At 48.2% G+C, this 13,450-nt stretch carries 12 protein-coding genes and 1 pseudogene; 6 read left to right on the top strand and 7 right to left on the bottom strand.

Annotated elements, in window-relative coordinates:
* Nucleotides 1-214: 214 nt before the first annotated feature.
* Genes AXFE_RS09440 through AXFE_RS09425 form a run of 4 tightly spaced genes read left to right on the top strand, consistent with a single transcriptional unit; the run spans nt 215 to nt 4,515 of the window.
* Complete coding sequence (locus AXFE_RS09440) at nt 215-859, top strand: nitroreductase family protein (RefSeq protein ID WP_052605644.1); 645 nt, start codon at nt 215-217, stop codon at nt 857-859.
* 10 nt (nt 860-869) lie between these two features.
* Nucleotides 870-2,489, top strand: coding sequence for an acyl-CoA mutase large subunit family protein (locus AXFE_RS09435; RefSeq protein WP_052605619.1), 1,620 nt, complete (start codon nt 870-872; stop codon nt 2,487-2,489).
* Nucleotides 2,479-2,880 (top strand): cobalamin B12-binding domain-containing protein, encoded by a 402-nt coding sequence (locus tag AXFE_RS09430; RefSeq protein ID WP_200891248.1) that lies wholly within the window; start codon nt 2,479-2,481, stop codon nt 2,878-2,880. Before AXFE_RS09435 ends, AXFE_RS09430 begins: the two co-directional genes overlap by 11 nt.
* 54 nt (nt 2,881-2,934) lie before the next feature.
* A complete protein-coding gene (locus tag AXFE_RS09425; protein WP_152625997.1) occupies nt 2,935-4,515 on the top strand; it encodes a class I adenylate-forming enzyme family protein in 1,581 nt (526 codons plus the stop codon).
* 96 nt (nt 4,516-4,611) lie between these two features.
* Here AXFE_RS09425 and AXFE_RS09420 read toward each other — a convergent pair whose 3' ends face one another.
* The 7 genes from AXFE_RS09420 to AXFE_RS09390 form a co-directional block, all read right to left on the bottom strand.
* Nucleotides 4,612-6,129, bottom strand: coding sequence for a hydrogenase large subunit (locus AXFE_RS09420; RefSeq protein ID WP_200891247.1), 1,518 nt, complete (start codon nt 6,127-6,129; stop codon nt 4,612-4,614).
* A complete protein-coding gene (locus tag AXFE_RS09415; RefSeq protein WP_052605616.1) occupies nt 6,126-7,607 on the bottom strand; it encodes a proton-conducting transporter transmembrane domain-containing protein in 1,482 nt (493 codons plus the stop codon). The genes AXFE_RS09420 and AXFE_RS09415 overlap by 4 nt, the downstream gene beginning before the upstream one ends.
* Complete coding sequence (locus AXFE_RS09410; RefSeq protein ID WP_052605615.1) at nt 7,604-8,263, bottom strand: hypothetical protein; 660 nt, start codon at nt 8,261-8,263, stop codon at nt 7,604-7,606. The genes AXFE_RS09415 and AXFE_RS09410 overlap by 4 nt, the downstream gene beginning before the upstream one ends.
* Nucleotides 8,264-8,274: 11 nt before the next feature.
* Nucleotides 8,275-9,228, bottom strand: a complete 954-nt coding sequence (locus tag AXFE_RS09405) for a respiratory chain complex I subunit 1 family protein (protein ID WP_052605614.1) — start codon at nt 9,226-9,228, stop codon at nt 8,275-8,277.
* Nucleotides 9,225-11,153, bottom strand: a complete 1,929-nt coding sequence (locus tag AXFE_RS09400) for a proton-conducting transporter transmembrane domain-containing protein (RefSeq protein ID WP_160291805.1) — start codon at nt 11,151-11,153, stop codon at nt 9,225-9,227. The genes AXFE_RS09405 and AXFE_RS09400 overlap by 4 nt, the downstream gene beginning before the upstream one ends.
* A gap of 65 nt (nt 11,154-11,218) precedes the next feature.
* Nucleotides 11,219-11,746, bottom strand: a complete 528-nt coding sequence (locus AXFE_RS09395) for an NADH-quinone oxidoreductase subunit B family protein (protein WP_082058630.1) — start codon at nt 11,744-11,746, stop codon at nt 11,219-11,221.
* An 8-nt stretch (nt 11,747-11,754) separates the two neighbouring features.
* Nucleotides 11,755-12,081 carry an ArsR/SmtB family transcription factor gene (locus AXFE_RS09390; protein ID WP_052605612.1) on the bottom strand — a complete coding sequence of 109 codons (327 nt, stop codon included), beginning with the start codon at nt 12,079-12,081 and terminating at the stop codon, nt 11,755-11,757.
* A gap of 172 nt (nt 12,082-12,253) precedes the next feature.
* Here AXFE_RS09390 and AXFE_RS09385 point away from each other — a divergent pair, with 172 nt between their 5' ends.
* Both AXFE_RS09385 and AXFE_RS09380 read left to right on the top strand, forming a co-directional pair.
* Nucleotides 12,254-12,820: an IS607 family transposase gene (locus AXFE_RS09385; protein WP_052605611.1), complete on the top strand. Its 567-nt coding sequence runs from the start codon at nt 12,254-12,256 to the stop codon at nt 12,818-12,820.
* Between the two features lie 153 nt (nt 12,821-12,973).
* A pseudogene (locus AXFE_RS09380) lies at nt 12,974-13,450 on the top strand (IS607 family element RNA-guided endonuclease TnpB); the annotation flags it as partial.

The raw sequence follows: 13,450 nt of genomic DNA, 5'->3' as shown, positions 1-13,450 counted from the left end.
ACGGGTAAGCGTACGTAAAGATCAGCTAATTTGGCGACTGCGATAGCGAAAATACTTTTTATGTGATTATTAGTTAGCCATTTCCAGGGAGATGGTTTATTGACCATGTTAATTTATCCACCTGGTAATTAGTTTTGAAAGTTGAATAATTTCTCTTTTACCAATGGGGCGTTTGGTAACATTTGCCACATCGGTAAGATTTTTGGAGGCGAAGATGGATCTTGTAGAGGCGATGCGTACACAAGGTACTTGTAGATATTTTCAAGATCGAGAGGTGCCAGACGACGTCTTGTTCAGGGCCTTCGACTCAGCACGATTTGGCCCACAAGGTGGAAATCGCCAACCGGTACGGTTCATAGTGGTGCGGGATAAGCAGAAAAGACAAGCACTCAAAGATTGGTATATCGGCCCGTGGCGAGCCTATTTAGCTGGCATTGGGAGCGGGGAAGTGCGTGCTGGTGCTCTGGATAAGACCGTTCAAGCCGCAGACTATTTTGCAGAGCACTTAGAAGAAGTTCCAGCGCTAGTAGTGGTCTGTGCCGAGGTGGATGGACTGCATCCAACTGATGCTGGACTTGGACGCATAAGCGTCGTTGGTGGAGGTTCCATATATCCAATAGTTCAGAATTTCCTATTGGCTGCTCGTGCCGAAGGGCTAGGAACTGCTCTAACGACCCTGCTGTGTATCTCAGAGCCCCAAGTAAAGGAGTTATTGAATGTTCCCGATGGCTTTATAACGGCCGCGACAATAGCCGTTGGATGGCCACTGAACCCCTTTCCAACTAAGTTGACCAGGATGGAGGTCTCGGATATGGTTCGTGTCGATGGCTTTGATGGTAGAAGTCTTAGTCGTGATTAGGAGCCAATGAATGGCCGACGAGATCAGAAGAACGACGAGTGGAATAGAGCTTAAACCCATATATGGTTATGGAGATATTCCAGAGGGTCATCGAGAGCTTCTTTCGACTTCGCCAGGCGAGCCCCCATATCTTCGTGGCGCATACCCAAAGATGTATCGCACAAAGCCGTGGAGGATCTTTCAACTTTCTGGCTTTGGGAATCCAATCGACGAGTCCGAGAGGATTAAGTTTTTACTGAGCCACGGTGAGAGTGGCTTTTTGATGGAGCACGACAGGATGACTGCGGATCATCTATATGACGTAGATAATCCCGAGGTGTTGGCGCGCAGTGGTGATGTGGGGCTAACTGGGGCAGTTATTTTGTCGATTCGTGACTTTGCGACGATTCTTGATGGAATAGATATTGAAAATACCTACGCGCACGCCGGTGGGGCAGTCGTACAGCACGGCCCGTTCGCGAATGCATGCTACTGGAATGTGGCGGCTAGTCGTGGTATTGATCTAAAGCGTCTGGCGGGCACCGGTCAATCTGACTTCAATTTGACATATTTGGGGTGTATCGCCAAGGAGCAGATTCCTCCACGCGATGGTTTGAGGTTGAATCTTGATCTAATTGAGTTTTGTCACCGAAATCTTCCCCGATGGGTTCCCGTTTCGATAGCCGCCTACAACGGGGCGGATTCCGGGCTAAATGCCAAAGAAGAGCTAGGGTTGCTCATGGCGAATGCCAAAGAGTACTTGGATGGAATTGTGGAGAGGGGCAATATTGAAGTTGCCCAAGTCGCAAGGTCTATCGGTGGCATCAACCTTCGAACGTCGATGGATATCTTTGAAGATATCGCAAAGCTTCGAGCGGCAAGGGTTATGTGGTCGAGGATGCTCAAAGAGCGCTACGGAGTCGACGACGAGCGTGCTCGCCAACTTAGAATTCATGTAGTCACAGCTGGATCAGCTATGACCTATCAACAACCCCTAAACAATATCGTTCGAGGCACTTTGATGGCTCTGGCCGCGGTCTTGGGGGGTGCTCAATCTTTAGGGGTCTCTGGTTACGATGAAGCCATCACAATTCCAAGTGAGCATGCGCACCAGATGTCGCTTCGAATTCAGCAGATCCTTCAAAACGAATCAAATTTGACTTCAGTCGTTGACCCACTTGGTGGGTCATATTTAATTGAGAGCCTCACTGGCCAACTTGTTGAGGAAGGGTTTGGAGTCTTCGATGAGATTGTAGCCCAGGGTGGTTATATCGCCACTCTAGAGTCAGGGTGGTTATACAGGAGGGCAGTAGCAGGATCAAATGAGGCCGCATATGACATTGAGACCAACCGTGTGGCAAAGGTCGGAGTTAACTGCTTTATGGATGACGTCTCTCCATATGAGATTGAGGCCTTTGAAGCCCCGCGAGACGCCTTTGACAATGCGATGGAACGACTCGTTGACTTGCGAGCAACAAGAGATCAAAAGGTACTTAGGGACGCCCTTGTAGGGCTCGAAGAGGCATGTGTGTCCTCTTCGAATATAATGCCGGCAATGATGGCCGCAACAGAGGCTGAAGTATCCTTAGGTGAGATTGGCGCGGTCTTTAGAAGTTCGTTTGGAAGCTGGGAGGTTCCATTTGACTTTTAACCAACCACCTCCTTATTCGCCTAGAGTCGTGATGGCAAAGACGAGTTTAGATGGCCATTGGAGAGGAATCACCATCGTCGAACACGCCCTGCGAGAAGCGGGTTTTGAGATTGTGCTTTTAGGTATGGCCACTAGGGACGAGATAATGAGTGCAGTTATCCAGGAGGACCCTGACCTGGTGGGGTTAAATGTCGGTGGACGTCTGGATTTGGTATTGTCGCTGGTCGATGAGATCGCTAAGTTGGAGTCGCCACCACCAGTTATAGTTGGAGGAATCATTACTCCATCTGCTAAGAGGACCTTAGAAGCCCTTGGTGTTGACGCATTTCCTCCGGGGTCAAAGTTGACTTCGATCGTCGAGGCAGCTAAAAGATTGACAAATTTTAATTAATTTTTTCCAAGGATGGACTTTGTCTGTTCTAACTAGATCAAAGGTGGAGTCACAGTGAGTCGTTATAAGGATACAATGACGCGCGCGAGCCTCGCCGATCAGTTAAGGCGCAATGCCTTGCACTTTGGCGATCGCCAGGCGGTGGTTTCTTACGATTTGAATTCAAATAGGAGTGTTATGACCTATTTGGAACTCGATAACTATTCCGACAAGGTGGCAAGTGCACTGAGCCAAGCTGGAATGGAAATCGGAGATCGAATCTGTGCAATTGCTAAGAACTCTTTGGACTATGTTGCTCTTTGGTATGGCGCACTGAAGGTAGGTATGCCATTATCTGGAGTAAATCCACTGTTGACCCCTTTGGATATTGAGGATCATTTTGCCTCACTGAGGCCTCGTGTTCTCTTTGTTGATCGCGTGTTTTTGGAGAAGTACGAAGGTGTGATCAAAGATGCACACTCTATTGAATTGGTGGTCATCGCTGATAGAGATGGGGACTATAAAGGCAAGCTAAAGCGAACACAAAAGTTGGTCGATCTATCGCATTTTGATACGATGGCTCCATTTGTCCCTAATCGAGAGGCAGGCGAAGATGATATAGCCATGATCGTTCTCACCAGTGGTACCGAGGCAAAACCTAAAGGGGTGATGCTTTCAAATCGAAATTATCTGATTGCCACTATTCCCTCGTGGAGCATCGACCTATCTTTGACGCGTGATGATCGGTGGTTGTTCGTAATGCCCTTCTTTACAATGGCGGGAATTGGAACCATGACTACTTTAACCCAAGTGGGAGCAACTGTAGTTTTGCCAGCAACTATCGATCCCGATAGGGCAATTGCCCTGATTCTGTCCGAGAAGATAACGATAATGGCCCAAACTCCAACTTTTTATCTTGCTATGTCAAAGAGTTTGAATTTTACAAATGCAACGGTCTCCACCTTGGCCAGAGCGATAACTTATGGCGGTTTGGTTCCCAAAGCAATGCTAGATGCCTGGTCGGCGGTCCATCCGAAGATTCTATGGGGCACCTATTGGAGTCAATCTGAATTGGCTCAAGTAGGGACTTCGGGGTGGTTTCATACCATGGAAGAGATTCCAGATAGAGATCCTTCTTGGATTGGACGAGCGATGCCCGCACTTGAGATTCGGATTGTCGACCCAGATGGAAACGATACCAATGTCGGTGAAGCTATCGCTCGAAGTCCAGGGATTACAAGTGGTTATTTCAATGACATTGATCGAAGCGAGAAGTTGTTTGGCGATGGTTGGCTTCACACAGGAGATGTGATGAGAATCGACTCGTCGGGAAATCTGTTTTTTGTCGATCGCTTGAAGGACGTAATTAAAACCGGAGGCTTTAATGTCTCATCAGTTGAGGTTGAACGCGTTATCTCTCAACACCATGGTGTTGAGAGAGTGGCAGTGGTGGGTGTTCCTGATCCCTATTGGTCAGAGGCGATAACAGCCTTTGTCGTCTTGCGAGATAACGTTGTATGTGAAGTCGATGAGATTTCGGCCTTTGCTAGAGAACGACTTGCGTCATTCAAAGTACCCAAGTCGATTCGTATCGTCGATCTCTTACCCACAGATTCTCAAGGTAAGGTCCTAAAGAGAGTCTTGCGCTCGCTTTAGATTAATACCTAACTGCAATATCAGTTGTGGAAATTTGATCTGGCCATAGAGTAATTTGCAACTAAGAGCCCAATTGTTTGAGGGAGTTTTGTGTTCTTAGAGATCATTTCCTGAATATGAAAGATTGAAACTCTTATTTACCAGGGGAAAGTCGGGTACGATAGTGTTGGTCATGGCAATTGGAAGGCTGGGCCAATTGAACCACGAGGGATCGACTATCTTAGCATTGGTTATAATACCGTCTTTGATCTCGACTCGATGAGCAATAGTGCCTCTCCAACCTTCGACGAGAGAAAAGCCGCTTTCCCTAGGAGGCGTTGACACTTGTGCGATGGGTTCTTCAACCCTTAGAAAGCGGGCGAGCTCTCTAATGTAAGAGACCGATGCCCTTATCTCATTCACCCTTTGCAGGAACCGACTATTTACGTCTCCGGTTTCTAGGGTTGATGCCGTAGGTCCAATTGTCATAAAGGGATGGTCGATTCGGGCATCTACCTCTATGCCGCTCGCTCGGGCCACAACCCCAAGACAGCCCATCTCTTTTGCTTGGGCCACGCCCAAGATTGCGGTTCCATGGAACCTATCTCTTACCATTGAATGGTTGGTGAGTATCTCGATCAGCTCTTCAAATTTTGAGGCAATTCGATCGATTCCAATCAGATCGAGGTGATCGGAGATCTTAACTGTCCCTACTCCAAGGGTTCCTCGAAGTAGGCGACTTTGGGTTAGAGACGAATTGAGGCGCATCATCTCCTCTTTGAGATCTAGCGCTATTGCATTTCCCCAAGAAAACCCTACGTCGTTGGCGAGTGCTCCGATATCTCCTATGTGGTTGTAGATTCTTTCAGCCTCCAGAAGGATCGCTCTGGCACTTGCAACTCGGGTCGGTACTGTGATTCCAAGGGCATCTTCGATCGCCATTGTCATAGCTAGGCTATGGCCAAATGACGTATCACCTGAAATCTTTTCAGCGAGAGTTATCGCTTCAGCTGGAGTCTTGCCTACAAATAGTTTTTCTAGCCCCTTATGGAGAAACCAGAGGCGGATTCTAAGGCGTATGACAGTCTCACCTAATGCGAAGAAACGGAAGTGGCCCGGTTCGATCATTCCAGCATGGATAGGACCAACTGGAATTTCATAGATTCCACTTCCGGCTACCTCTTGGAAGGGGTAGCCAACTTGGCGATCTGATTCGAACTTGGGTTTTTCTTGGCTCGAGATCATGGGGTACCATTCTTCTGGCCAATGGCCATGGCGTACAAGCCTCTTTGGTAGAGGATGATTCAGCGGAATAATCCCGTAAAGGTCGGCCATCTCACGTTCAAATCGGGATGCCGAAAAGCTGATTTTGGCCAGACTTGGTAGTTCGGGTCGCTCTCTTTTTACCTCTAATTGGATCTCATGGCGTCGATCGGGGTTTTTCCCCACCAGACAATAGGTAACAAGAATAGTTTGAGGAAGTGGCTTAGCACAAACAAGGCTAAGGCGATAGCCCTCATTGAGATAAAAGGCGACTCGACCCAAAAGACTATCGGAGTCGGTGGCTTCGCTGCTTCTAATTACCGAGATTCCGCTAGTGATTTGATGAAGCTGCTGATTTATAGAATTCGTCACAAGCTCACTCCAATGGCATTGGCTCCAGCGCGCGCAATGGTGGTTACATTTGGGCCATCGATTCCTAAAAGAAGCGATAGAAGGCTTGCTCCAAAGAGCATTAGAGTCGCTCTTGTTTTAATTGAAAATGGCCTTGTATCTTGACCTGGGCCAACTGGGCCAAAGAGCATGGCGATACCATGGCGATAGATCGAGATAGCAGCTATCAAAAGTGCGCCAGCGACGATTATCAATGCGATTATGTCGTGGGATCGAATCAACCCAAAGGCAATCGAGGTCTCTCCTCCAAAGAGAAGAAAGGGAGGAAATCCCAAGATTCCAACTGTTCCAATGATCGCGAAGGTGGCAAGGATTGGACTTCGATGCGATAGGCTTCGAAGCGAATCGATAGAGGTATCACCTAACTCGTCATAGATGTGGCCGGTTGTAATAAAGACGATTCCTTTGGAGATACCATGGCCAACGATTTGGATTATAAGTCCATAGATAGCGATCTTGCTTCCAACTGCAATTCCAACTGCTATAAGGCCCATGTTTTCCAGTGACGAATAGGCATATAGGCGTTTGTAGTCCTTTTGGCGCACAAGCAACATCGCCGCTATGACTATGGTGGCTACTCCCATCGTCATAAGAACGTCGCTAAAGACTTTGTGGCCGATGCTGAGGCGACTGATCTCTGAGATGCGAAGTAGGACTCCGCCGGCAACGCTAAGCAAGACACCACTCATGAGTGCAGAAACAGGCGCTGGCGCTTGGGAGTGAGCGTCGGCTAACCAAGTATGAAATGGAAAGAGACCAACTTTGGTGGCGTATCCAATGAGCAGTAGTCCAAGGCCCAAAGTGGTCGCATTGTTTCTCATGTGTGAGGCATTTTTTACCAAGTCGTGAATGACTAAGGCGTTGGCTGGACTCATTCCGGAGTTGATCGCTGAGAAATATAAGATAACGGTTCCAAAAAAGGCGATTGTTATTCCAAAAGAGCAGATGATTACATACTTCCAGGCGGCCTCTGAAGCTTTGGTGGTGGCTTTGTGTGCAACTAGGAATGCTGTAGATATGGTGGTGGCTTCAATTCCTACCCATGTAAGTCCCAGATTGTCCGATACGACAGCTAGCGTCATCGCTGCAATAAAGATCTGCATTGCCATGGCGTAGCCCTTGTTGCTTTGAACGAGTTTGGTTTGATCACCGGGATGGCGCTCGAGATATTCACGACTGGCAAGGATTGCCATCGTCGAGACAACGCAGGTAAGCCCCAGCAAGATAGCTGTTAGAGCATCTCCAGAAAGAAGGTTATGAAATTGTAGGAGTTTTCCGTGGCGTGAGTCAAGGTATATAACCACTGAGGCGACTCCTATCGCCAGGACGCTAACAACTTCCATTTTTTGGGTGGCACCGTTCCACCCAAAGAAATAGAGTGCCACCGATACAAGGATCGGTAGAAGCACGATTAAACCAAGTAGATCGGATGCGTTCATTCGTGCAACTCCCTTAGTTCTGCAATATCCATACTCTGTGTCTGACTCCTCATATTGGATGCCAGGGCGACCAGGACAAAGATCAAAAGAAGAACGTCTAATAGCGCGCCAGATTCAACTACCAATGGAACTCCTTCGGTTAGGACGAAGGCACAGGCCGAAATTGCGTTGTCAAAGAGGGCAAAGGCGATCAATTGAGTTGCGATGCGCCTTCTAGTTACAATGAGAAAGACGGCTATTAGCAGTGCGGAGACTCCAACAGGAAGGCTTGCGATCCGTTTGGTCGGATTTAGAGCCACCAACGGCTCTGTCAATATGTATGCAAATGCAGTTATTGCTGCCACAATCAAGATTGAAGCAGTCGTATTTACAACGCGAGTCGACTCCCATTGGTCGCCTGAATGAGGAATTGCCCTTGCGATTATGGTGGGAATTCCATATGCTCGCACTAGCAATATCACAATAGAAAGGCCAATTAGCGCAGCGTCCTTGGCATAGATACCACTGAGTAGCCCCAACAAAAAGAGCGCAATTGCATTCGCGCGTAAGAGTCGGACTTGCCCAAAGAGACTTTTTCTCCAGGCAATGGCCATGGTGAAAAATAAAAAGGCGCCAATGTCAAAGTAAAAGAGGCTGGTAAAGGATCCCACAGACATATCTAGAACTCCTAAGCCTTGATGACCGGTAGAAAATATGATGCAGTGACGGCTAGAAAGCCAAAGACAAAGGATCCAGCTAGAAGCTCCGGAACCCTAAAGAGGCGTAACTTGGCTAAGAATACCTCCACAAATGCCAACAGACCAGCCAAAAGGGAGACCTTTATGACAAGTGCTACGATCCCCAAGATGATCGATCCGACAGAGGAGGTTGAATATGAGATGCCAATTGGAAAAAATAGGTTTACCACAAGGCCAATCAGGATAACCAACCTCATGGAAGAGGCCAGTTTTACCATTGCCAATTTTGGTCCATTTACCTCTAGTACCATCGCTTCGTGGATCATGGTGAGCTCTAGATGTGTCGATGGATTGTCTATTGGTATCCTGCCAGCCTCGGCAACGACGACGATAACAAGGCCAATTAGCGCTAAGGCACTCTGTGGCGAGGCGATCTGTTGCGGATTTGAGAGGGTTGCATGCACGATCTTGAAGATATTGGATGAGTTTGCCCGAATTGAAAGCGCATAGATGGCCATAAGTATGCTTGGCTCTATAAGTGCGGCCACCATAAGTTCACGACTGGCTCCCATTCCTCCAAAGGCTGTGGCGGTATCGAGTCCGCCAAGGCCGAGGGCAATTGTTCCAATCAGTAGGATTCCTACCACCCAGAAGAGGTCGTAGTTAGATGAGCCCGGAAGTTTGAGGGCAATTAGCGGAATTATGGCAGATAAAACCAGGGTGGATACTAAATAGATCGCCGGTGCTAGCGCGAAGGCGCTCCCAGTTCCAATCGGGTTGATCTCTCCCTTTTTGAGGAGTTTGCCAAGTTCTCGAACACCTTGAAGCAAGGAAGGTCCTCTTCTTCCTTCGGCTTTAGATTTGATCTTGATCATGAGTTGGCCAATTAGTGGCGAGATCACTACGATTAGCGTGATCTGAAGGATGAGGGAAAGATAACTCAATGTGTCACCACCATTACTACGGCAAATCCCAATCCACCGAGCATTAAATACCGAATGAGCGATCCATTGTGAAAGCGTCGGAATTGACTAGCGACAAGATCTAGAGCTCTGGCCAATCGATTCCAGAGGGCGGTCTCGATAGCGTCATGAGGAGACTCTCGGAGATCTATTCGTTTTACGATTAGATCAAGTGAATCAAAGGCGTCGGTCTCGATATCTCGACGAGGAACCAAGATGTCCGAGAAGATCCGCTCTAGGGGTTCAGCAAATGAGGTTGCGGTATATTGCATCTTAGGGGTCAATTCTTTGGCTCCACAGCCCCAACGAATCTCATCTAGTGGCTGTGGTCTCTTCGAAGCGGTGAAGCGTCGGATTAGATAGATCGCAATTGCACCCACTATAAATAGAGCCGCACCTATGCTAGGAAAGATCGCAGACGAAGTGGTGGTAATAGAGATGCGAGATCCAAGGGCGATTCTGGGATAAACCCCGCTGATTGATTCGCTCAGATGAAGGATGACAAAATTTATCACACCCGGATCAAATGCGAGACCAAGGTTGGCGATCATAAGGGCGATTATTGAGGTCGACATGGTCGTAGATGATTCGTGGGCTTCGCCTGCTCTCTTGGATCTTGGCGTACCTAAAAATCCAATTCCAAATGCTTTGACCATAGTTAGCACGCTCAATCCAGCGGTAAGTGCTACTACACCAAGAGCAATAGGACCGATGAGGACCAGGGAGCCAATATCTCTTGGAAGATGAATAATTGTTTGAAGCAGGAGCCACTCTCCAATGAAGGCACTTCCAAATGGGAGACCAGAAGCCGAGAGGGCCGCTATTCCAAAGCCAACCGTTGATACCGGCATTATTTTGGCGAGTCCACCAAGTTGATCGAGGTCGGTTATACCGATTTCGCTTTGAATCGAGCCGGCTACTAAAAAAGCTAGTCCCTTGAATAGGCCATGGGCAACAAGGATCAATACGCCAGCCCCAAGTGCTTCGGCGGCCAAATTGGGTAGGTGAAGGATCCTAAAGAGTTGAAATAGCCCTATCGCTATGAGGGCTAACCCCATGTTTTCAGCCGTTGAATAGGCAAGAAGCACCTTTAGATCCTTATTAACTGAGGCCTGAAGGATTCCATAGATGGCAGTAATTGATCCAAATACGATCAAGGTTATCGCCCACCACTTAGCCCCGGTCCCCAAAGAGAGGATACAAAACCTAATTATGCCGTAGATTCCAAGGCTCACCATTGCACCGCTCATTAGGGCTGAAGCTGGTCCAGGCGCTTGGGGATGTGCCTTTGGGAGCCAAATATGAAATGGTACAATACCAGCCTTGGAGCCAAAGCCAATTAAGGCTAACAGAAAGGCCAGGGATCTAAGAGTGTTCGAGTCGCGGCTACTTAGGGCCGAAAGGCCAGCTAATGGGGTTCCTGGGTGCGATGCGGAGATAATTGCCAAAGCGACAAGAATCGCCATCGCTCCCAGTTGTGTCATTGCCAGATAGACAAAGGTAGCGCGTCGACCGCTTTGATCATTGGGGTGGGCGGCGACTAGGGGTACTGAGGCTAGAGCCATCAACTCCCAGAAAAAAAAGAAGGTAGGAGTAGAGTTGGCGAGCGGAACGAGAGCCATAGTGAAGATGAAGATCGGTATTGCTATGACGGTTGTTGTTGGAAGATGATTTCTTCGCAAGTAACCATAGAGGTGGGGTATGACCATTACCCCAAGGGAGCCTGAGATCAAGAGAAAGACCCCAGAGAGAGGATCTGTTGCGAGTTTTAAGCCATATATTGCTAGAAATAAGTTCGTTGAGCCATGCCAAGGCGGTCGAGTGATCGCTAAAAGGGCGATGGTGGTAGCAGAAATAGCAACCAATGCGCTAAGAGTGCAGATCATAATGACAAAGAAACGACCCATTGGGTCAAATCTTTTTTTGATTTGGTCAGATTCGACTGCTTTTGGATTGGTTATTTGGGACGATATCATGCTTTTGCGATCCGCCGGAGTTCGGCGATTATCGACTTGGGCTCGGGAGGACAGCCTCGAATTTGAAGGTCGACCTCTAAAAACTCACCTACAGCTCCCTCAACTCCATATCCATCGCCAAGGCCGTTGCAATTGATCGCGCAATCTCCGAGTGCAATGACTACCTTGGGAGCGGGTGTGGCTCGATAGGCATCCATAAGTGGTGCTGCCATGTTGGAGGTAACTACTCCTGTGACTATCAGACCATCGCTATGGCGTGGGGATGCAGTCAGAGAGATTCCATAGCTCTCTATGTCGTAGATTGGCGCGAAGCAGAGGCCGAGTTCAACTTCACATCCGTTACAGCTACCGACGTCAACGTGACGCAACACCAGCGATTTTGAATTAATGTCGGGGCGAATAAAGGTTTCAGAGTCGGGTAGGGGTTCGGTTTGGGTTGTAGTTTTTCTACCCAACACAGCTCTAAGTAGATTATTTTCTTTCTTATTACGACTTTCTGATTTCGTCGATTCTTCGTTGCTCATTAAGTGGCCTATGACTGTTGAAGATCTTTTAGAAGCGAGGTGGCGTTGGTTAGGACCTCGGTAAGGATGTGTCTGGCGACTTTTAAGAGATCGCCAACCTCTGGGTGAACTATTGAGTAAGTCACTGTAGACCCTGATTTTTCTGAGACTATGAGCCCAGCTCGCCTTAGCACCCCTAGTTGTTGGCTTAAGTGAGAAGCTTCAGCGCCGATCTCGGCCATGAGTGCCGAAACGGTCATCGACTCTTGGGTCAGAAGCTCCAAGATACGGATTCTCATCGGGTGTGCCATCGACTTAAAGAACTCCGCTTTAAGTTGGTGAAGAGGTGTGCTCATTGAAACTCTCTTTTATCATATGATGAATTTGTAAATCAATACTTTAAGTATAGCATCAAGTTAGCAACCCTTAAGTTAGGTATGTGTTGAATTTCTATGGACGATAAAACCAAAGCATGACCACAGTCAGGGTTGCAACAGTTGGCACAAAGATGTTCTATAACGATATGTAATGAACTTGCGTGAGTGGGCGCTGTCCCAAGGTATACATCCTCAAACGGCATATAAGTGGTATCGTGCCGGTACTCTGCCTGTTCCTGCGCGTAAAGTAGGGCAACTCATATTGGTGGGAGATCTAGAGTCTCAACCGTCCGTATCTAAGTCTGCCGTCATATATGCACGGGTGTCTTCTGCCGATCAGAAGCCCGACTTAGATCGCCAGGTTGCCAGAGTTCTTACCTGGGCTACAGAGCACGGGTACTCAATAGATCGCGTAGTAACCGAAGTTGGTTCGGCCCTTCGCAGACATAGGCGAAAGTTTCTGTCGTTACTTAAAGACCCAACAGTAGACACGATTCTGCTACAGCATAGATACCGCTTCTGTCGGTTTGGAGCTGAATATATAGAGGCTGCACTTGAGGCTCAGTCCAGGAAATTGGTTGTGGTAGATCCAGCCGAGGTAGACGATGACTTAGTGCGTGATGTCACGGAGCTACTCACGTCTCTCTGTGTTCGCCTCTACGGTCGCAGTTCGGCTGCTAACAAAGCTCAGCGTGCTATTGATGCGGTGTGCTCATGATCGCGATAATGCGGACAAAAGCACAGGCTCAAAGAGTATCCGAACTAACTGGGTGTAAAGTTCTTCTTGACGAAGGTAAACCAACAAGGAAGATATCGCTCACCGGAGATTTCGAGCAATACCGAGATGAGTTAGAGTCAGTCAGCGTACTATTTGCAGTTATGTGACGATACCGGCGAGAAGGTTCCGACTGGTTGGACGGTCACAGGGGCTTCGTTTGAGGTACAGTGGCCAAAAGACCCGCAGTCAGCCTCTCTTGTCTGGTCTCACTTCGGAGCCAGAAGAGTCGCCTACAACTGGGCACTAGCCAAAGTCAAGTCGGATATGGATGCCAAGAAAGAGAACTCAGACCATAAATCGACACCGTGGACTCTTGAGGCACTTCCTAAACGGTGGAACCAGGAGAAGAACGAGGTCGCGCCCTGGTGGGGAGATAACTCCAAAGAGGCGTATGCCTCTGGTATAGCTGACCTAGTTCGCGCGCTATCTAACTGGTCTAGCTCTAAACACGGCAGACGAAAGGGTAGAAAGGTCGGCTTCCCGAAGTTCAAGTCCAAGAGAAAAGACCGCAACAGAGTACGTTTTACGACTGGCACTATGGGTTTTGAGGACGATCATCGAACAATCGTG

Source organism: Acidithrix ferrooxidans (genome assembly GCF_000949295.1).
Lineage (GTDB): Bacteria > Actinomycetota > Acidimicrobiia > Acidimicrobiales > Acidimicrobiaceae > Acidithrix > Acidithrix ferrooxidans.
This window is presented reverse-complemented; position numbering and strand designations above follow the sequence as displayed.

What these genes read in the sequence shown, in the direction of transcription:
- AXFE_RS09440 (WP_052605644.1), top strand. Translation starts at nt 215, where the DNA reads ATGGATCTTGTAGAGGCGATGCGTACACAAGGTACTTGTAGATATTTT.
- AXFE_RS09435 (WP_052605619.1), top strand. Translation starts at nt 870, where the DNA reads ATGGCCGACGAGATCAGAAGAACGACGAGTGGAATAGAGCTTAAACCC.
- AXFE_RS09415 (WP_052605616.1), bottom strand. Translation starts at nt 7,607, where the DNA reads ATGAACGCATCCGATCTACTTGGTTTAATCGTGCTTCTACCGATCCTT.
- AXFE_RS09410 (WP_052605615.1), bottom strand. Translation starts at nt 8,263, where the DNA reads ATGTCTGTGGGATCCTTTACCAGCCTCTTTTACTTTGACATTGGCGCC.
- AXFE_RS09400 (WP_160291805.1), bottom strand. Translation starts at nt 11,153, where the DNA reads ATGGGTCGTTTCTTTGTCATTATGATCTGCACTCTTAGCGCATTGGTT.
- AXFE_RS09395 (WP_082058630.1), bottom strand. Translation starts at nt 11,746, where the DNA reads ATGAGCAACGAAGAATCGACGAAATCAGAAAGTCGTAATAAGAAAGAA.
- AXFE_RS09390 (WP_052605612.1), bottom strand. Translation starts at nt 12,081, where the DNA reads ATGAGCACACCTCTTCACCAACTTAAAGCGGAGTTCTTTAAGTCGATG.
- AXFE_RS09385 (WP_052605611.1), top strand. Translation starts at nt 12,254, where the DNA reads ATGAACTTGCGTGAGTGGGCGCTGTCCCAAGGTATACATCCTCAAACG.